This is a genomic window from Shinella agrisoli, from assembly GCF_046557955.1.
Taxonomy (GTDB): domain Bacteria; phylum Pseudomonadota; class Alphaproteobacteria; order Rhizobiales; family Rhizobiaceae; genus Shinella.
On record NZ_JBJIEP010000004.1, the window covers coordinates 136,902 to 156,084 of the forward strand.

General features: G+C 65.9%; 14 protein-coding genes. 9 read left to right on the plus strand and 5 right to left on the minus strand.

The features are described from left to right. Positions 1-12 precede the first annotated feature (12 nt). The 9 genes from ACIIOY_RS04760 to ACIIOY_RS04800 all read left to right on the plus strand — a co-directional run bounded on the left by ACIIOY_RS04760 (position 13) and on the right by ACIIOY_RS04800 (position 13,604). A complete protein-coding gene (locus tag ACIIOY_RS04760) occupies positions 13-1,242 on the plus strand; it encodes a vWA domain-containing protein (protein ID WP_411033476.1) in 1,230 nt (409 codons plus the stop codon). A 210-nt stretch (positions 1,243-1,452) separates the two neighbouring features. Further along, on the plus strand, positions 1,453-3,912 hold the full coding sequence (locus tag ACIIOY_RS04765) for a glycogen/starch/alpha-glucan phosphorylase (RefSeq protein ID WP_411033477.1): 2,460 nt from the start codon (positions 1,453-1,455) through the stop codon (positions 3,910-3,912). Then, on the plus strand, positions 3,912-6,125 hold the full coding sequence (glgB, locus tag ACIIOY_RS04770) for a 1,4-alpha-glucan branching protein GlgB (protein ID WP_411033478.1): 2,214 nt from the start codon (positions 3,912-3,914) through the stop codon (positions 6,123-6,125). The genes ACIIOY_RS04765 and glgB overlap by 1 nt, the downstream gene beginning before the upstream one ends. A 24-nt stretch (positions 6,126-6,149) precedes the next feature. After that, positions 6,150-7,412 (plus strand): glucose-1-phosphate adenylyltransferase, encoded by a 1,263-nt coding sequence (gene glgC, locus ACIIOY_RS04775; RefSeq protein ID WP_411033479.1) that lies wholly within the window; start codon positions 6,150-6,152, stop codon positions 7,410-7,412. 7 nt (positions 7,413-7,419) lie between these two features. Next, the gene (gene glgA, locus ACIIOY_RS04780; protein WP_411033480.1) at positions 7,420-8,865 is read left to right on the plus strand and encodes a glycogen synthase GlgA; all 1,446 of its coding nucleotides are present in this window, start codon (positions 7,420-7,422) and stop codon (positions 8,863-8,865) included. Positions 8,866-8,878: 13 nt separating this feature from the next. Next, positions 8,879-10,510 (plus strand): alpha-D-glucose phosphate-specific phosphoglucomutase, encoded by a 1,632-nt coding sequence (locus tag ACIIOY_RS04785; protein WP_411033481.1) that lies wholly within the window; start codon positions 8,879-8,881, stop codon positions 10,508-10,510. A gap of 1 nt (position 10,511) precedes the next feature. Beyond that, a complete protein-coding gene (glgX, locus tag ACIIOY_RS04790; RefSeq protein WP_411033482.1) occupies positions 10,512-12,485 on the plus strand; it encodes a glycogen debranching protein GlgX in 1,974 nt (657 codons plus the stop codon). A gap of 109 nt (positions 12,486-12,594) precedes the next feature. Next, complete coding sequence (locus ACIIOY_RS04795) at positions 12,595-13,083, plus strand: MaoC family dehydratase (RefSeq protein ID WP_411033483.1); 489 nt, start codon at positions 12,595-12,597, stop codon at positions 13,081-13,083. Beyond that, entirely contained in the window at positions 13,080-13,604 is a 525-nt protein-coding gene (locus ACIIOY_RS04800; protein ID WP_411033484.1) for a GNAT family N-acetyltransferase, read from the plus strand. Before ACIIOY_RS04795 ends, ACIIOY_RS04800 begins: the two co-directional genes overlap by 4 nt. Before the next feature lie 6 nt (positions 13,605-13,610). Here the strand turns inward: ACIIOY_RS04800 and ACIIOY_RS04805 are convergent, their stop codons facing one another. The 5 genes from ACIIOY_RS04805 to ACIIOY_RS04825 are packed head-to-tail and all read right to left on the minus strand — an operon-like array spanning position 13,611 to position 19,152. After that, entirely contained in the window at positions 13,611-14,159 is a 549-nt protein-coding gene (locus ACIIOY_RS04805) for a sarcosine oxidase subunit gamma (RefSeq protein WP_411033485.1), read from the minus strand. Further along, positions 14,152-17,145, minus strand: coding sequence for a sarcosine oxidase subunit alpha (locus tag ACIIOY_RS04810; protein WP_411033486.1), 2,994 nt, complete (start codon positions 17,143-17,145; stop codon positions 14,152-14,154). Before ACIIOY_RS04810 ends, ACIIOY_RS04805 begins: the two co-directional genes overlap by 8 nt. Next, on the minus strand, positions 17,142-17,486 hold the full coding sequence (locus tag ACIIOY_RS04815) for a sarcosine oxidase subunit delta (protein WP_411033487.1): 345 nt from the start codon (positions 17,484-17,486) through the stop codon (positions 17,142-17,144). Before ACIIOY_RS04815 ends, ACIIOY_RS04810 begins: the two co-directional genes overlap by 4 nt. Positions 17,487-17,500: 14 nt before the next feature. Next, on the minus strand, positions 17,501-17,899 hold the full coding sequence (locus ACIIOY_RS04820; protein WP_411033488.1) for a hypothetical protein: 399 nt from the start codon (positions 17,897-17,899) through the stop codon (positions 17,501-17,503). Continuing rightward, entirely contained in the window at positions 17,899-19,152 is a 1,254-nt protein-coding gene (locus ACIIOY_RS04825; protein ID WP_411033489.1) for a sarcosine oxidase subunit beta family protein, read from the minus strand. The genes ACIIOY_RS04820 and ACIIOY_RS04825 overlap by 1 nt, the downstream gene beginning before the upstream one ends. Positions 19,153-19,183 lie beyond the last annotated feature (31 nt).

The following is a 19,183-nucleotide window of genomic DNA, read 5'->3' on the forward strand; positions in this document are numbered from 1 at the left end:
GGGTGAAGTCTCATGACGACGAAGACGGAAAAACGGTCACTGGTTACCCGCTTCCTGGGGGACCGCAGCGGCAATTTCGCGATGATGACGGCCTTTGCGTTTCCGGTCATGCTGGCGGCAGGCGGCGTAGCCATGGACCTCACCAACATGGTCCTGGCCAAGGCCGAGCTTCAGGATGCGGTCGACTCGGCCGCCCTTGCCGCCGCCTCCGCCCTGTCAAACGACAAGAAGAGCGTCAACGATGCGAAGGCCATCGCCCTGTCCTTCTTCAAGACGCAGATGAGCGGCCCTCAGGCCGACGGCGCGCAACCCGGCGGCGCAGCCGCTACTGTCAACGTCGAGGAGACGGCCAAGGCAGGCGAGGGCAAGTCCTTCAAGGTCACCATCACCAGCAGCTACACCGTCCAGTTCAACGCCCTGACGCGGCTGCTCGGACAGACCTCGGCGACGGTCTCGGCGAAGGGAACGGCCGAAAGCGCGACGGGATCGAAGAACGCGATCTCGATGTTCCTCGTGCTGGACAGGTCCGGCTCCATGTCCTTCAAGACCGATGAGATCGCCAGCAGGACCGTTCCTTGCCAGAATTGGACATCAAGCAACTGGGGTCAGTCGATCAGGGCGACGACCCCTTGCTACGTGCGAAAGATCGCCGCCTTGAAGATGGCCGTCACGAGCCTCGTCGGCGTGCTGAATACGATCGACCCCAGGCAGCAGTACGTGCGCACCGGCGCAGTCTCCTACAACGACGTGATGCAGAAGGAAACGGAATTGAACTGGGGAACGGGCGGCGCGATCACCTACGTCAACGCCTTGCCCGAGCAGCCGACCGGCGGAACGGATTCGCACCGGGCCTTCGCCAAGGCTGTCGAGAAGCTGGCTCCCGAGGATGCGTCCAAGGAAACCGAAATCGGCGCACATAACAGGAAGAGTGGCCTGGCGCCGCTCAAGTTCATCGTCTTCATGACGGACGGTGAAAACACCCACTATGACGGTAAGTCGAGCGACGCCTACGCCAAGAAGTCCGATAACGATACCCTGGCTTCCTGCAAGGAGGCCAAGGACGCCGGCGTCCGGGTCTATACGGTCGCCTTCATGGCCCCGGAGCGCGGCCAGACGCTCCTGAAGAGCTGCGCCACCTCCACCTCGGACTACTACGAGGCCGACGACATGGCAGCCCTCGTCTCCGCCTTCGAGGCGATCGGCAAAAGCGCTGCCGACGTGGCGTCCCGTCTGACCCATTAAGCGCGCGCAACGCACCCGTCGCCATCCGCCCGCTGCACCCTGGTGCAGCGGGTTTTTCTGTATTGTTCCGGTTTATCAGCCATGCCGAAAATGCACGCTTCCTTTCTCGAAAAGGCATATTGCAAGCGCTTCGGATAGATGCATAAATTGATTTAAACGCGATTTTCGCCAGAACGAACGCAGGCAAATGCGAGGGGGCAAGGCTCACCGATGATGAACCGGGTAACCAACAACGACCTCGCGCCCGCCCCCCGGTCATCGGACCGCGAACAGCTTGCAACCGAACTCCTCGAACGCCTCAAATACCGCATCGGCAAGGACCCGAAGGTCGCCAAGCCGCATGACTGGCTGACGGCGGCGATCCTCGTTGCCCGCGACCGCATCACCGACAAGTGGATGGACTCCACCCGCCGCACCTATTCCACGGGATCGAAGCGGGTCTACTATCTCTCGCTCGAATTCCTCATCGGCCGCCTGATGCGCGACGCCATGACGAATATCGGCATCCTCGACGAGATGCGCCATGCGCTGGCCTCTCTCGGCGTCGACCTCGACATCATCGCCGAGCTGGAGCCGGATGCCGCGCTCGGCAACGGCGGCCTCGGCAGGCTTGCCGCCTGTTTCATCGAAAGCATGGCGACGGTGGACGTGCCGGCCTACGGCTACGGCATCCGCTACGTGCACGGCCTCTTCCGCCAGCAGATGGCGGACGGCTGGCAGGTGGAGCTGCCGGAAACCTGGCTCGCCCACGGCAACCCGTGGGAGTTCGAGCGCCGCGAAAGCTCCTACGAGATCGGCTTCGGCGGTTCCGTCGAGACGATCAGCATCGGCGAGGACAAGCAGCGCTTCGTCTGGAAGCCGGCCGAACGCGTCATCGCCACCGCCTACGACACGCCGGCCGTCGGCTGGCGGGCCAAACGCGTCAACACGCTGCGCCTGTGGGCCGCGAATCCGATCGATCCCATCCTGCTCGACGCCTTCAACGCCGGCGATCACATCGGCGCGCTGCGCGAGAGCAACAAGGCCGAAAGCCTGACGCGCGTGCTCTATCCGGCCGACGCCACGCCCGCCGGCCAGGAGCTGCGCCTGCGCCAGGAGTTCTTCTTCTCCTCCGCCTCGCTGCAGGACATCCTGCGCCGCCATCTCCAGCAGTATCCGGACTTCACGTCCCTGCCCGATGCGGTCGCCATCCAGCTCAACGACACGCACCCGGCCGTCTCGGTCGCCGAGCTCGTGCGGCTCCTCACCGACGTGCACGGCCTCGAATTCGACACGGCCTGGGACATCGCGCGCCGCACGTTCTCCTATACCAACCACACGCTTCTGCCCGAAGCGCTGGAAAGCTGGCCGGTGCCGCTGTTCGAGCGGCTGCTGCCGCGCCATATGCAGATCGTCTACGCGATCAACGCGAAGATCCTCGTCGAGGCCCGCAGGGAGAAGGGTTTCGAGGACCAGCGCATCCGCAACATCTCGCTGATCGAGGAGTCGGGCGAACGGCGCGTGCGCATGGGCAACCTCGCCTTCGTCGGCTCCCATTCGATCAACGGCGTGTCGGCGCTGCACACCGAGCTGATGAAGGAAACGGTCTTCGCCGACCTGCACAAGCTCTATCCGGACCGCATCAACAACAAGACCAACGGCATCACGCCCCGCCGCTGGCTGATGCAATGCAATCCGGGCCTGTTCGAGCTGATCCGCGAAGCGATCGGCGATGCCTTCATGGACGATGCCGAGGCGCTGAAGGCGCTCGACGCCTTCGCCGACGACAGGGATTTCCAGGAACGTTTCGCGGCGATCAAGCGCGAGAACAAGAACCGCCTCGCCAATCTCGTCGGAAGCCGCATGGGCGTGCGCATCGATCCGGCCGCCATGTTCGACATCCAGATCAAGCGCATCCACGAATACAAGCGCCAGCTCCTCAACATCATCGAGGCGGTCGCGCTCTACGACCAGATCCGCTCGCATCCCGAGCTCGACTGGGTCCCGCGCGTCAAGCTCTTCGCGGGCAAGGCGGCGCCGAGCTATCACAACGCCAAGCTGATCATCAAGCTCGCCAACGACGTGGCGCGGGTGATCAACAACGACCCGGCCGTGCGCGGCCTGCTGAAGGTCGTCTTCGTGCCGAACTACAACGTCTCGCTCGCCGAGATCATGGTGCCCGCCGCGGACCTCTCCGAGCAGATTTCCACCGCCGGCATGGAGGCGTCGGGAACCGGCAACATGAAGTTCGCGTTGAACGGTGCGCTCACCATCGGCACGCTCGACGGGGCCAATGTCGAAATGCGCGACTGGGTCGGCGAGGAGAACATCATGATTTTCGGCATGACCGCCGAAGAAGTCGCAAAGGTCCGCGCCGAGGGGCACAATCCCCGCGCCATCATCGAGCAATCGAGGGAACTGTCCCAGGCGCTCGCCGCCATTTCCTCCGGCGTCTTCTCGCCCGATGATCGCGGCCGCTTCGCCGGCCTCGTCGACGGCATCTACAATCACGACTGGTTCATGGTGGCGGCCGATTTCGACGCCTATTCCAAGGCCCAGCGCGATGTCGACGCCATCTGGAACGACAAGGCGTCCTGGTACTCCAAGACCATACGCAACACCGCCCGCATGGGCTGGTTCTCGTCGGATCGGACCATCCGGCAATATGCCAAGGAAATCTGGAGAGCCTGATGACCGCACCGCCAAAAAAAGGCACGACGGAGCAACCGTTAGAACTTCTGGCGAAGGCGGACATCGACGCGATCTTGGAAAGCCGGCACCCCGATCCCTTCTCGGTGCTCGGCCTGCATGCGGCCGGCGATAGCTATGTCGCCCGCTGCTTCCTGCCCGGCGCGAAGGAGGTGGTCGCCGAAACCCTGGCGGGCAAGGAAATCGGCGTGCTCGGACAGCTCGATCCCGCCGGCGTCTTCGCCGGGGAGGTGTCCGTCAGGAAGTTCCAGCCAATCCGCTACCGCGCCCGCAACGAAGGCGGCGAATGGGTGGTCGTCGACCCCTACAGCTTCGGCCCCGTGCTCGGCCCCATGGACGACTATTACATCCGCGAGGGCTCGCACCTGCGCCTCTTCGACAAGATGGGCGCCCATCCCATGACGCTCGACGGCATCGACGGCTTCCACTTCGCCGTCTGGGCCCCGAATGCGAGGCGAGTCTCCATCGTCGGCAATTTCAACGATTGGGACGGCCGGCGCAACCCGATGCGGCTGCGCCGTGACACCGGCATCTGGGAAATCTTCCTGCCAGGCATCACCGAGGGCCACGCCTACAAATACGAGATCGTCGGCATCAACGGGGAACTGCTGCCGCTGAAGGCCGACCCCTTCGCCCGCCGCTCGGAGCTGCGCCCCAACACGGCGTCGATGACGACCGGGCCGATCGAGCAGGTGTGGGAGGACGAGGCGCACCTTGCCCATTGGGCCTCCGTCGACGCCCGCCGCCAGCCGATCTCGATCTACGAGGTGCATGCCGGCTCCTGGCAACGGCATGAGGACGGAGCGTTTCTCACCTGGGACGAGCTTGCCGACCGGCTGATCCCCTATTGCGTCGACATGGGCTTCACCCATATCGAGTTCCTGCCGATCTCCGAATATCCTTTCGATCCCTCCTGGGGCTACCAGACGACCGGCCTTTATTCGCCGACCGCCCGCTTCGGCGAACCGGAGGGCTTCGCCCGCTTCGTCAACGGCTGCCACAAGGTCGGCATCGGCGTCATCCTCGACTGGGTGCCGGCGCATTTTCCGACGGACGAGCATGGATTGCGCTGGTTCGACGGCACGGCCCTTTACGAGCACGAGGACCCGCGCAAGGGCTACCATCCCGACTGGAACACGGCGATCTACAATTTCGGCCGCGCCGAGGTCCTCGCCTACCTCATCAACAACGCGCTCTACTGGGCGGAGAAGTTCCACCTCGACGGCCTTCGCGTCGATGCGGTCGCCTCGATGCTCTATCTCGACTATTCGCGCAAGCACGGCGAGTGGATCCCGAACGAATACGGCGGCAACGAGAACCTGGAGGCGGTCCGCTTCCTCCAGTCCATGAACCGCCATGTCTATGGCGCCCATCCCGGCATCCTGACGATCGCCGAGGAATCCACCTCCTGGCCGAAGGTTTCCCATCCCGTCCATGAGGGCGGCCTCGGCTTCGGCTTCAAGTGGAACATGGGCTTCATGCACGACACGCTGCAATATCTTTCGCGCGAGCCGGTGCACCGCAAGTTCCACCACAACGACATGACCTTCGGCCTCATCTACGCCTTCACGGAGAACTTCGTCCTGCCGCTCAGCCACGACGAGGTGGTGCACGGAAAGGGCTCGCTGATCGCCAAGATGACGGGCGACGACTGGCAGAAGTTCGCGAACCTCAGGGCCTATTACGGCTTCATGTGGGGCTATCCCGGCAAGAAGCTCCTGTTCATGGGCCAGGAATTCGCGCAATGGCAGGAGTGGAGCGAGGCCCGCTCGCTCGACTGGAACCTGCTCGAATATCCGCTGCACGAGGGCATGCGCCGCCTCGTGCGCGACCTCAACGGCACCTATCGGCGCAAGGCCGCGCTGCATGGCCGCGATTGCGAGGGCGACGGCTTCGAGTGGCTGATCGCCGACGACCGCGACAACTCTGTCTTCGCCTGGCTGCGCAAGGCGCCGGGCGAAAAGCCGATCGCCGTCGTCACCAATTTCACCCCCGTCTACCGCGAGAACTACGGGGTGCCGCTGCCGGTGGAGGGGCGGTGGCGGGAAATCCTCAACACCGACGCCGAGATCTACGGCGGCAGCGGCAAGGGGAACGGCGGCGCGGTCCAGGCCACGAAACACGCAAACGGAAGAATCGCAGCCATGATCACGCTGCCGCCGCTGGCGACGCTGATGCTCGAGCTGGACGCATAATCGGAAAGTCGGGAGGAGACACCAATGGAGCAGAAGCGCAATCAACCCCTTGCCCGTGACGCGATGGCCTACGTTCTGGCCGGCGGCCGCGGCAGCCGCCTCAAGGAACTGACCGACCGGCGCGCCAAGCCGGCCGTCTATTTCGGCGGCAAGGCGCGCATCATCGATTTCGCCCTCTCCAACGCGCTGAATTCCGGCATCCGCCGCATCGGCGTCGCCACCCAGTACAAGGCGCATTCCCTGATCCGGCACCTGCAGCGCGGCTGGAACTTCTTCCGCCCGGAACGCAACGAGAGCTTCGACATCCTGCCGGCAAGCCAGCGCGTCTCCGAAACGCAGTGGTACGAGGGCACCGCCGACGCCGTCTACCAGAACATCGACATCATCGAGGACTACGGCGTCGAATACATGGTCATCCTCGCCGGCGACCATATCTACAAGATGGACTACGAGCTGATGCTCCAGCAGCACGTGGATTCCGGCGCCCAGGTGACGATCGGCTGCCTGGAGGTCCCGCGCATGGAGGCGACCGGCTTCGGCGTCATGCATGTGGACGAGAAGGATGAGATCATCGCCTTCGTGGAAAAGCCGGCCGATCCGCCGGGCATTCCGGGCAATCCCGAGATGGCGCTCGCGTCCATGGGCATCTACGTCTTCCACACGAAGTTCCTGATGGACCTCCTGCGCCGCGACGCGGCCGACCCGACGTCCAGCCGCGACTTCGGCAAGGACATCATCCCCTATATCGTCCAGCACGGCAAAGCCGTCGCCCACCGCTTCACCGCCTCCTGCGTGCGCTCCGACTTCGAGCGCGAGGCCTACTGGCGCGACGTCGGGACGGTGGACGCCTACTGGCAGGCCAATATCGACCTGACGGACATCACCCCCGAGCTCGACATCTACGACGGCTCCTGGCCGATCTGGACCTTCGCCGAGATCAAGCCGCCGGCCAAGTTCGTGCACGACGACGAGAACCGCCGCGGCTCGGCGATCTCCTCGCTCGTCTCCGGCGACTGCATCATCTCCGGCTCGACGCTGTACCGCAGCCTGCTGTTCACCGGCGTGCGCGCCAATTCATATGCACGTCTTGAAGGTGCCGTAGTCCTTCCGGACGTCAAGGTCGGCCGGCGCGCCCAGCTGAGGAACGTCGTCATCGACCGCGGCGTCATCATTCCGGAAGGCCTTGTCGTCGGGGAGGATCCGGAACTCGACGCCCGGCGCTTCCGCCGGTCCGAGAACGGAATCTGCCTCATCACCCAGTCCATGATCGACAAGCTGGAGCTCTAGCCAGGAAATGAAGATCCTTTCGGTGGCATCCGAAGTATTCCCGCTCATCAAGACGGGAGGCCTCGCCGACGTCGCCGGCGCATTGCCGACCGCGCTCGCCGGGCATGGCGTGCACATGCGCACGCTCATGCCCGGCTATCCCGCGGTCATGCAGCGTCTGGCGCAGGTCGAGCCGGTCGCCACCTTCGACGACCTGCTCGGGGAGCCGGCCCGCATCCTCGCCGCCGCGCAGGGCCTCGATATCCTCGTCCTGGATGCGCCGGGCTTCTTCGACCGTTCGGGCGGACCGTATACCGATGCCACCGGCAAGGACTTCCCTGACAACTGGCAGCGCTTCGCCGCTCTTTCCTTCGCGGGCGCCGAAATCGCCCGCGGCCTCCTGCCGGACTGGCGGCCGGACATCGTGCATGCCCATGACTGGCAGGCGGCGATGACGGCCGTCTACATGCGCTACACCGGCCTCCAGCACATTCCCTCCATCGTCACCGTCCACAACCTCGCCTTCCAGGGCCAGTTCGGCGCGGAGATCTTCGACGGGCTCGGCCTGCCGCCGGAGGCCTTCACCGTCGACGGGCTCGAATATTACGGCGACGTCGGCTTCCTGAAGGGCGGCCTGCGCACCGCCTGGTCGATCACCACGGTCAGCCCCACCTACGCGCATGAGATCATGACGCCCGAATACGGCATGGGCCTCGAAGGGCTGATCAATGCCCGCGCCGCCGATCTCACCGGCATCGTCAACGGCATCGACACCGCCGTGTGGAATCCCGAGACCGACACGCACATCGTCCGCACCTACGCCGCCGGCTCGCTCAGGCAGCGCGCGGTCAACCGCAAGGCCGTCGCAGAGCGTTTCAACCTCGAACAGGATGACGGGCCGGTCTTCTGCGTGATCAGCCGCCTCACCTGGCAGAAGGGCATCGACATCATCGCCGAGGTCGCCGACTGGATCGTACAGCAGGGCGGCAAGCTCGCGGTGCTCGGCTCCGGCGACCAGGGGCTGGAAGGCGCGCTGCTGGCCGCCGCCTCGCGCCATCGCGGCCGCATCGGCATCGTCATCGGCTACAACGAGCCGCTGTCGCATCTCATGCAGGCCGGTGCCGACGCGATCCTCATCCCGTCCCGTTTCGAGCCCTGCGGCCTCACCCAGCTCTACGGCCTGCGCTACGGCTGCATTCCGATCGTGGCGCGCACCGGCGGCCTTGCCGACACGGTAATCGACGCCAACGAAGCCGCCCTTTCCGCCCGCGTCGCCACGGGCTTCCAGTTCACGCCGATCGATGCCGAGGGCCTGCGCCAGGCGTTGCGCCGCGTCTTCAAGGCATGGCGCGAGCCGAAAGTCTGGGCGCGCATCCAGAACCAGGGCATGAAGTCGGATGTTTCCTGGGAAAACAGCGCCGCGCGCTACGCCGACCTCTATTCCAGCCTGCTTTCGCGAGCCAATCTTTCTTGACGAGTATGAGCCGATGACCATAACCACCGTATCGACCACGCCCTATGCCGACCAGAAGCCGGGCACGTCCGGCCTGCGCAAGAAGGTCCCCGTCTTCCAGCAGAAGAACTATGCGGAGAATTTCATCCAGTCGATCTTCGATTCGCTGGAAGGGTTTGAGGGCGAGACGCTGGTGATCGGCGGCGATGGCCGCTTCTACAACCGCGAGGTCATCCAGCTCGCCATCAAGATGGCCGCCGCCAACGGCTTCGGCCGCGTGCTCGTCGGCCGCGGCGGCATCCTCTCCACCCCCGCCGCCTCCAACGTCATCCGCAAGTACAAGGCCTTCGGCGGCATCGTGCTGTCGGCCAGCCACAATCCCGGCGGCCCGACGGAAGATTTCGGCATCAAGTACAATATCGGCAATGGCGGCCCGGCGCCGGAGAAGATCACCGATGCAATCTTCGCCCGCACCAAGTCGATCGACAGCTACAGGATCGCCGACGTTCCGGACGTCAATCTCGACCACGAGGGCACGCAGGACGTCGAGGGCATGACGGTCACCGTCATCGACCCGGTCGCCGACTATGCCGAACTGATGGAGGAGCTTTTCGACTTTTCCGCCATCCGCGCCCTGCTTGCCGGCGGCTTCCGCATCGTCTTCGACGCGATGAGCGCCGTCACCGGCCCCTATGCCAAGGAAATCCTCGAAAACCGTCTCGGCGCCGTCAAGGGCTCGGTGCTGAACTTCATGCCCCTGCCCGATTTCGGCGGCCACCATCCCGACCCGAACCTCGTCCATGCCCGCGCGCTCTACGAGACGATGATGGCCGAGGATGCCCCCGACTTCGGCGCCGCCTCGGACGGCGACGGCGACCGCAACCTCATCATCGGCAAGGGCATCTTCGTCACCCCCTCCGACAGCCTCGCCCTGCTTGCCGCCAATGCGCATCTCGCCCCCGGCTATTCCGCCGGCCTTGCCGGCATCGCCCGCTCCATGCCGACGAGCGGGGCGGCCGACCGGGTGGCCGAAAAGCTCGGCATCGGCATCTACGAGACGCCGACCGGCTGGAAGTTCTTCGGCAACCTGCTCGACGCCGGCCTTGCCACGATCTGCGGCGAGGAAAGCGCCGGCACCGGCTCCAACCATGTGCGCGAGAAGGACGGCCTGTGGGCGGTGCTGCTCTGGCTCAACATCCTCGCCGTGCGCAAGGAGAGCGTCATCGACATCGTCCGGCAGCACTGGGCGACCTACGGCCGTAACTACTATTCCCGCCATGACTACGAGGAGGTCGATACCGAGGCAGCGAACGGCCTGATGGCGAACCTGCGCGACCGGCTCGCAACGCTTCCCGGCAAGAGTTTCGGCGCCCTCAAGGTCGAGACCGCCGACGATTTCGCCTACAACGACCCGGTCGACCAGTCCGTCAGCAGGAACCAGGGCGTGCGCATCCTCTTCGAGGGCGGCTCGCGCGTGGTCTTCCGCCTCTCCGGCACCGGCACGTCCGGCGCGACGCTGCGCGTCTACATCGAGCGTTTCGAGCCGGACGCCGCCCGCCACGACCTCGACACGCAGGAGGCACTTGCCGATCTCATCGCGGTCGCCGACGAGATCGCCGGCATCAGGAGCCGCACCGGCCGGACCGAACCGAGCGTGATCACCTGACATGGCGCTGACCGCTCCTTCCTTCGCGCCGGGCGCCACGCTCTCCGGGGACGGGGTGGAGTTTGCGGTCTATTCGCGCGATGCTTCCCGCGTGGAACTCTGCCTGTTCGACAACGGGGGCGACAAGGAGCTCTGCCGCCTCACCATGGGGCGGGACGAGAACGGCTTCCACCGCGTCTTCGTCGAAGGCGCGACGGCCGGCACGCGCTACGGCTTTCGCGCCGACGGCGTCTACTCGCCCGATCACGGCCTCTGGTTCGATCCCGCCAAGCTGCTCGTCGATCCCTATGCCAGGGAGCTCGACCGGCGCTTCGTGCATGACGGCCGCCTTGCCCGTTTCGGCGCGGAGACGGCGGACATCGTGCCGAAGGCCATCGTCACCCGCGACCGGCCGGTCGTTGTGAAGCCGCCGCTCTTTCGCCCCGGCGGCTTCATCTACGAGATCGCTGTCCGCGCATTCACCATGCTGCATCCGGACGTACCGGAAGCGATGCGCGGTACGATCGGCGCGCTCGCCCATCCCGCGGTGCTTTCGCACCTCGGGCGCCTCGGCGTCGATGCGGTCGAGCTGATGCCCATCGTCGCCTGGATCGACGAGCGCCACCTGCCACCGCTCGGCCTTTCCAACAGCTGGGGCTACAACCCGATCGCGCTGATGGCGCTCGACCCGCGCCTTGCGCCGGGCGGCATGGCGGAGCTGGCGGACACGGTCGCCGCGCTGCGCGCGGAAGGCATCGGCGTCATCCTCGACCTCGTCTTCAACCATTCCGGGGAAAGCGACCGCCACGGCGCGACGCTTTCCATGCGCGGCCTCGACAACCTCAGCTATTATCGCCACGTGCCGGACCGGCCGGGCGAGCTGATCAACGATACCGGCTGCGGCAACACGATCGACGGCGAGCACCCGGTCGTCCGCCAGCTCGTGCTCGACAGCCTGCGCCATTTCGTGCGCCATGCGGGTGTCGACGGCTTCCGCTTCGACCTCGCCACGATCCTCGGCCGCGGCGCGGACGGCTTTTCTGCCCGCGCCGCGCTGCTTTCCGAAATCTGCGACGATCCGCTCCTGAAGGACCGCGTGCTCATCGCCGAGCCCTGGGACATCGGGCCCGGCGGCTACCAGCTCGGCAATTTCCCGCCTCCCTTCCTGGAGTGGAACGACCGTTTCCGCGACGATACGCGCATGTTCTGGCGCGGCGACAGCCACCGGCTCGGCTCCTTCGCCACCGCCTTCACCGGCTCCTCCGACATCTTCTCCCGCCACGGCGGAGAGGTGACGCGCACGGTCAATTTCCTCGCTGCCCATGACGGCTTCACGCTGATGGACCTCGTCTCGCACACGGTAAAGCACAACGAGGCGAACGGCGAGGACAACCGCGACGGCCACGACGAGAACCATTCCTGGAACAACGGCGCGGAAGGAGAAACGACGGACGGCGCGGTGCTTTCGGCCCGCCGCGCCGACGTGAAAGCGCTGCTTTCGAGCCTCTTCCTGTCCCGCGGCACCATCATGCTGACGGCGGGCGACGAGGGCGGGCGCAGCCAGAGGGGCAACAACAATGCCTACTGCCAGGACAACGCCAGCACGTGGATGCATTGGGATGCGCTGGACGAAGGCCTGGTCGAGCATGCGTCCATGCTCTCGGCGATCCGCAAGCGCTTCCCCGCGCTCGGCGAAACGTCATTCCTCAGCGGCGCGGGCGATGTCGAATGGCTGACGCCGGATGGCAGCCCGATGACGGTCGCCGATTGGCAGGCTCCCCTCGCCGGAACCCTGCTCGTCCTCCTGAAAACGTCCGACCTGCAGCAGCAGCGCACCGTCCGCCTTGCCATCGCCATAAACCGCACCCACGGGGAGCAGGCCCTCGTCCTGCCCCCTTCGGATGGAAAAGACTGGACGAGCCTGCTATCCGTCAATCGCCCGGCGGCCGGCATGCTCCATGGGCGCACGGTGGAGATTTTTGTCGAAAAGTACTGATGTTCATTGCCCCGGCATTCCCTTCCTCTGGAGCAATTCCAGCAAAAATGCGAAGCGGTCTGCCTCCGGAATTGCTTGAGAAGAGACGCCGATCGGGCGGGAAAGCCAGATGCCAGCCAACATCCATTTGAAAGACGTTCCAGCCCTTGTCGGAAGCGAACTCGGCGTATCGCGCTGGTTCACCGTCGACCAAACGATGATCGACCGCTTTGCCGATGCGACGCAGGATCACCAGTTCATCCATACGGATCCAGAGCGCGCGGCGGCGGAAACGCCGTTCGGCGGCACGATCGCCCATGGTTTCCTCACCCTCTCGCTGCTTTCGGCGATGAACTTCGATTGCGTGCCGCGCATCATCGAGCAGACGATGGGCATCAACTACGGTTTCGAGAAAGTGCGCTTCATGACGCCGGTGAAGAGCGGCGCGCGCGTGCGCGGCCGCTTCGTGCTGGACGAGGCCCGCTTCCGCGGCGCCGGCATGGTGGCCATCCGCTACAACGTCGCCGTCGAGATCGAGGACGAGCGCAAGCCCGCGCTGACCGCCGAATGGATCACCATCGTCCAGTTCGATCCCAAGGACCGGCCGGAAAACGTATGAGGATCCGTCCCGCCACGCGGGAGGACGTGCCGGTGCTCGCCGCCTGCGACTTCTCCTTCCTCGTGACCCGCGAGGCCGTCCCGCCCTTCGAGGGCGACTGGCTGACGCACGCACGCCCGGTCGAGCCCTATCCCAAAGGCTACGGCTTCGATCCGGAAGAGATGGAGGCCTATGTCGCGGACGACGACAAGGCGCTCTTCGTCGTCATCGGCGACGAGACGCCCGTCGGCTACATCTCGCTCTCCGCCGGCTGGAACAACTTCGCCTTTGTCGACGACATCGCCGTCGATGCGGAATGGCGCGGCACCGGCGCCGCGCAACGCCTCATGCAGCAGGCGTTCAGCTGGGCGGGACAGAAGGGCCTTCCCGGCATCCGGCTTGAGACCCAGACGAACAATGTCGCGGCCTGCCGGTTCTACCTGCGCCAGGGTTTCGTGCTCGGCGGCTACGACCGGCACCTGTACGAAGGGCTGTCCCCCGGCACGCGGGAGGCAGCCTTGTTCTTCTACCGCTTTCTCTGAGCAAAATCAGAGTCCGGCATCCTCCGCGCCTTCCACGAGAAGGCCAAAGGCGTAGGGCGAGAAGGAGCGCCAGCACTCGACCCGGTAATCCTCCTCGCCAGTACGGAACAGCACGATCTCGATCTTGCCGAGCACGGTGCGCGCGGCGGCCCCGACGGGGAAGGCCGCATTGCCGAGGTCGAGCGGGCAGGCGCTGGAAATCGCCCCGGCCGCATCCGGCCCGGAAACGAGGATCGCCGTGTTGCGGTGGGAAACGTCCGTCGCCGAATGCAGCGCCGAAACGCCCGAGGCCATCCCCATCAGGTCCGCCCCGTTCTCGTCGATCAGCAGCCACTCGTCCGGGCCGAGCCAGAGCGCGTGGCGGCCGCTGACGGAGGCCGAGGTCTTGGGCCTGCGCGGCAATTCGAGGCCGAAGGCCAGCGAAAGCGTGCCGAGGGCATCCTCGCCCGCACGCAGCGACAGGCGGGTTGCGGGGGCGGCGGGCGTGACGCGCGCGCCGGCGGAGCCGCCGTGGCGGCCGGCAAGCGCCGGCTTGCGAAGAGCTTGATCAGCCATTGAGGCGTCCTCCTTCCTTGTCGATGAAGACCATGTCGCTCACCTCGACCGCGATCGTGCGGTCGGGCATCGGCACGTAGAGCGTCTGGCCCATGCGCGCCTGTCCGCCGGCGACGAGCGCCAGGGCGATCGAGCGGCCGCAGTTTTCCGACCAGTAGGACGAGGTCACGTGGCCGAGCATCTTCATGGGTTTCGGCTCGTTCGGATCGGCGACGATCTGCGCGCCCTCCTCCAGAACCACCTTCGGATCCTTGGTGAGGAGGCCGACGAGCTGCTTGCGGCCTTCCTTGACGATATCCGGCCGCTTCAGGCCGCGGATGCCCACGAAGTCGGTCTTCTTCTTGGAGACGGCCCAGCCGAGGCCGGCATCGTAGGGCGTCACCGTGCCGTCCGTATCCTGGCCGACGATGATGTAGCCCTTCTCGGCGCGCAGCACGTGCATGGTCTCGGTGCCGTAGGCGCAGGCGCCGAGCGGTTCGGCGCGCGCCCAGATGGCCTCCCAGACGGCCTCGCCGTAGTCGGCCGGCACGTTGACCTCGTAGCCCGCCTCGCCGGTGAACGACATGCGGAAGAGCCGCGTCGGCACGCCGCAGATTTTCCCCTCGCGCACGCTCATGTGCGGGAAGGCCTCGTTCGAGATGTCGATGCCCTGGACGAGCGGTTCGAGGATCTCGCGCGCCTTCGGCCCCTGCACGGCGATGACCGCCCATTGCTCGGTGGTCGAGGTCAGCCAGACCTTGAGGTGCGGGAACTCCGTCTGGAGGTAGTCCTCCATGTGGTGCATGACGCGCGGCGCGCCGCCCGTCGTGGTGGTGACGTGGAAGCGGTCTTCCGCCAGCCGCCCGACGACGCCGTCGTCGTAGACGAAGCCGTCCTCGCGCAGCATGATGCCGTAGCGGCAGCGGCCGGGCTTCAGCGTGTCCCAGGCATTCGTGTACATGAGGTTGAGGAAGGTGGCCGCATCCGGGCCGACGACCTCGATCTTGCCGAGCGTCGAGGCGTCAAAGAGGCCGGCGGCGCTGCGCACCGTGCGGCATTCGCGGTTGACCGCGTCGTGCATGGTCTCGCCCGCGCGCGGATAGTACCAGGCGCGCTTCCAGTTGCCGACATCCTCGAAGACGGCGCCGTGCGCCTCCTCCCAGCCGTGCATCGGCGTCTTGCGCGCCGGGTCGAACAGCTCGCCGCGCGAATGGCTGATCAGCGCGCCGAAGGTCACCGGCGTATAGGGCGCGCGGAAGGTGGTGAGGCCGATCTTCGGAATCTCGCGGTTCAAGACTTCCGAGGCGATGGCAAGGCCGTGGATGTTGGAGAGCTTGCCCTGGTCCGTCGCCATGCCGTTGGTGGTGAAGCGCTTGATGTGCTCGATCGAGTGCATGCCCTCGCGCACGGCAAGGCGGATGTCCTTGGCGCAGACGTCGTTCTGGAAGTCGACGAAGGCCTTGACCGTCGTGTCGATGCCGGCGCCCTCGCCGCTGCCGGCCATGCCGCCGGTCCACTCGAAGGCGTTCTCGCCGGAAAGCTCGACCTTGGAGCCGCCCTCGTGGCCGGTGGCGCGCGCCATCAGCTCGCCTGCGGCAAGCGATTCCTCGATGGTCGCCTGGAGCCCGTCCGTGCCGTTGCACGCGCCGACCGAAAGGCAGTCCTGCGCATAGGTGCCCGGCAGGAAGCGGCCGGTAGCCGCGTCATAGGCGACCTTGCCGCGCGACTGCGAGAAGAGGTGCACGGACGGCGTCCAGCCGGCCGACATCAATAGCGCATCGACGGGGATAGATCGCGCGGAGCCGCCGCCGTTGCGGGCGACCGACATGGAGGAGACGCGGAGCTTGCCCTTGGTGTCGACGACCGAATGGCCGGCCAGCACCTCGATGCCGAGTTTGCGGGCTTCCGCCAGAACCGCCTCGCCGGGCTTTTCACGGCTGTCGACGATGGCGGCGACGGTGATGCCGGCGCGCTTCAGGTCGAAGGCGGCCTCATAGGCCGAATCGTTCGCCGTGTAGACGCCCACCTTGCGGCCGACGGCGACGCCGAAATGGTTGAGATAGGTGCGCGCGGCAGAGGCGAGCATGATGCCCGGCCGGTCGTTGTTGGCGAACACCATGTGCCGCTCGATGGAGCCGGTGGCGAGGATGACGCGCTTGGCGCGGACCTGCCACAGCCGCTCGCGCGGCAGCTTCCTGTCCGGCCTGGCGAGGTGATCCGTCACGCGCTCCACGAGGCCGACGAAGTTGTGGTTGTAGTAGCCGAAGGCCGTCGTGCGGGTGAGCACGGTGACGTTCTCCATCGCCTTCAGCTTCGCCGCCGTCGCCTGCGCCCAGTCGTAGCCGTTCTGGCCGTCGATCCTGACCGACGTATCGAAATGCAGCGCGCCGCCGGCTTCCGGCTGCTCGTCGACGAGGATGACGCGCGCGCCGGCTTCGGCCGCGGCCAGCGCGGCGGAAAGACCGGCGATGCCCGCTCCGGCCACCAGCACGTCGCAGTGGGCATAGCGGTTGGCGTAGTGATCCGGATCCTCTTCCGTCGGCGTGACGCCGAGGCCGGCGGCCCTGCGGATGAAGGGCTCGTAGAGCTTCTCCCAGGCCGCCTTCGGCCACATGAAGGTCTTGTAGTAGAAGCCGGCGGCGAAGAAGGGCGACAGGAGGTTGTTGACGCCGCCGACGTCGAAGGCGAGCGACGGCCAGCGGTTCTGCGAGGAGACCTTCATGCCGTCGAAGACTTCCTGCACCGTGGCGCGCACGTTCGGCTGGCGGCGGGCGGCATCGCGCGCGACGTCGACCAGCGCGTTCGGCTCCTCCGCCCCGGCGGAAAGGATGCCGCGCGGGCGATGGTACTTGAACGAGCGGCCGACGAGGTGCACGCCGTTGGCGATGAGCGCGGAAGCGACGGTGTCGCCCTCCAGCGCCTCGTAGGTCTTTCCGTCGAATGTGAAACGCGCCGTCCTGGCAGGCGTCAGGCGGCCCTGACCGGCAATGCGATTAGCGCCGCTCATTTCGCGGTTCCTTCCGTGGCTTCATAGGTTTCGACGGTCTTTTCGGTGGCGGGAGCGACACCCGGCAGGTCGGGTTTCGGCTCGCCGGCCTTGTAGCTCATGACGAACTTGTCGCTCACCGTGTCGCGCGCCGCGTTGAAGAAGCGCCCGCAGCCGTGGATATGACGCCAGCGTTCGAAGATCAGGCCCTTGGGGTTGTCGCGCAGGAAGAAATAGTCCTCGAATTCCTCGTCGGTGATGTCCGCGATGTTCGCCGGCCGGGCGATATGCGCGTCGCCGCCGTGGCGGAACTCGAGCTCCGAGCGCTCTTCCTCGCAGTAGGGGCAGTAGATCAGCAGCATTGTTTCCTACCTGTTTAAAGCTCTGGGCCCGTCACATGCGTGCCCGGGTCCTGGTCGCAAAGTCGCTGGCCCATGGTGACGAAGGGCACAAGCCGACGGAGCAGCTGTGCGTTGTCGTCGTAGGGGGCCAGCACGTCTGGCACGCCGAGATTGGTGATGCTCATCGCAAAGAGGTTGACGTCGATGTGGAAAGCGCGGGTGAGGTCCGCTTCGTCCGGAATGAAGTAGACCGTCGGCTCGCCGAGCACTTTCGCACATCCCAGCATCCCGCTCTCGGCGATGAAGGGCCAATTCTCCTCGCCCGCCGCCTTGCGGATCGTCTGAAAGCGAAAGTCCCCTGCGCCGGGGATCATGTCGCCGGCCGGCACGAGGCCGGCCGTCATCAGCAATCCGGCGACGAGCGCGCCGTTCATCAGTGGGCCACGGCCGCCGCCGCCGCCTCGTCGATGAGGCGGCCGGTGCGGAAGCGGTCGAGCGTCAGGCCGGCCGCCAGCCTGTGCGGCTCGCCCTTGGCGATGAGGTAGGCGAAGAGATGCGCCGAACCCGGTGTCGCCTTGAAGCCGCCGGTGCCCCAGCCGCAGTTGACGAAGAGGTTCGGGACCGGCGTCACGCCCTGGATCGCCGAGCGGTCCGGCGTATTGTCGGTGATGCCGCCCCACTGGCGCATCATCTTGACGCGGCGGAACATCGGGAAGAGCTCGCAGATCGCGTCCAGCGTATGCGTGATGATCTGCAGGCCCCCGGTCTGGGAGTAGGAATTGTACTGGTCAGTGCCCGCGCCGATGACGAGCTCGCCCTTGTCCGACTGCGAGATATAGGCATGCACCGAATTGGACATGACGACGCAGGGGAAAATCGGCTTCAGCGGCTCGGAGACGAGCGCCTGGAGCGGCACGGAATGCAGCGGCAGCTTGACGTCGGCCATCGCCAGGATGACCGAGTTGTGGCCGGAGGCCGACACGGCGATCTTCTTGGCGCCGATGAAGCCCCTCGACGTCTCGACGCCCGTCACCGCCCCGTCCGGCCCGCGGCGGATGCCCTTGACCTCGCAGTTCTGGATGATGTGCACGCCGCGGTCCGAGGCCGCACGGGCATAGCCCCAGGCGACGGCGTCGTGGCGGGCGGTGCCGCCGCGCCGCTGGAGGGCCGCGCCGTTGATCGGGTAGCGGGCGGTCGCGGAGATGTCGAGCGGCGGGCAGTATTCCTTCGCCTGCTGCGGCGTCAGCCATTCGTTGTCGATGCCGTAGAGGCGGTTGGCGTGGACGTGCCGCTGGAAGGACTGCTTGTCGTGGACATTGTGCGACAGCATCATCACGCCGCGCGGCGAATACATGACGTTGTAGTTGAGGTCCTGGCTGAGGCCCTCCCAGAGCTTCAGCGAGTGCTCGTAGATGTCCATGCTCTCGTCATAGAGATAGTTCGAGCGGATGATCGTGGTGTTGCGGCCGGTATTGCCGCCGCCGAGCCAGCCCTTCTCGATCACGGCGACATTGGTGATGCCGTGTTCCTTGGCAAGATAGTAGGCCGCGCCCAGGCCGTGGCCGCCGCCGCCGACGATGATCACGTCGTATTCCTTGCGCGGCTCGGGCGAGGTCCATTGCGCCTCCCACCCCTTGTGGCCGCGCATCGCCTCGCGGGCGACGGCGAAAACCGAATATTTGCGCATTCCCAGTCCTCGATGTCTCGCCGGCGCCGCC

Coding starts and splice junctions, on each gene's coding strand:
- ACIIOY_RS04795 (WP_411033483.1), top strand. CDS start 12,595: ATGCCAGCCAACATCCATTTGAAAGACGTTCCAGCCCTTGTCGGAAGC.
- glgA (WP_411033480.1), top strand. CDS start 7,420: ATGAAGATCCTTTCGGTGGCATCCGAAGTATTCCCGCTCATCAAGACG.
- ACIIOY_RS04805 (WP_411033485.1), bottom strand. CDS start 14,159: ATGGCTGATCAAGCTCTTCGCAAGCCGGCGCTTGCCGGCCGCCACGGC.
- ACIIOY_RS04800 (WP_411033484.1), top strand. CDS start 13,080: ATGAGGATCCGTCCCGCCACGCGGGAGGACGTGCCGGTGCTCGCCGCC.
- glgC (WP_411033479.1), top strand. CDS start 6,150: ATGGAGCAGAAGCGCAATCAACCCCTTGCCCGTGACGCGATGGCCTAC.
- ACIIOY_RS04820 (WP_411033488.1), bottom strand. CDS start 17,899: ATGAACGGCGCGCTCGTCGCCGGATTGCTGATGACGGCCGGCCTCGTG.
- ACIIOY_RS04815 (WP_411033487.1), bottom strand. CDS start 17,486: ATGCTGCTGATCTACTGCCCCTACTGCGAGGAAGAGCGCTCGGAGCTC.
- ACIIOY_RS04760 (WP_411033476.1), top strand. CDS start 13: ATGACGACGAAGACGGAAAAACGGTCACTGGTTACCCGCTTCCTGGGG.
- glgB (WP_411033478.1), top strand. CDS start 3,912: ATGACCGCACCGCCAAAAAAAGGCACGACGGAGCAACCGTTAGAACTT.
- ACIIOY_RS04825 (WP_411033489.1), bottom strand. CDS start 19,152: ATGCGCAAATATTCGGTTTTCGCCGTCGCCCGCGAGGCGATGCGCGGC.
- ACIIOY_RS04810 (WP_411033486.1), bottom strand. CDS start 17,145: ATGAGCGGCGCTAATCGCATTGCCGGTCAGGGCCGCCTGACGCCTGCC.
- ACIIOY_RS04765 (WP_411033477.1), top strand. CDS start 1,453: ATGATGAACCGGGTAACCAACAACGACCTCGCGCCCGCCCCCCGGTCA.
- ACIIOY_RS04785 (WP_411033481.1), top strand. CDS start 8,879: ATGACCATAACCACCGTATCGACCACGCCCTATGCCGACCAGAAGCCG.
- glgX (WP_411033482.1), top strand. CDS start 10,512: ATGGCGCTGACCGCTCCTTCCTTCGCGCCGGGCGCCACGCTCTCCGGG.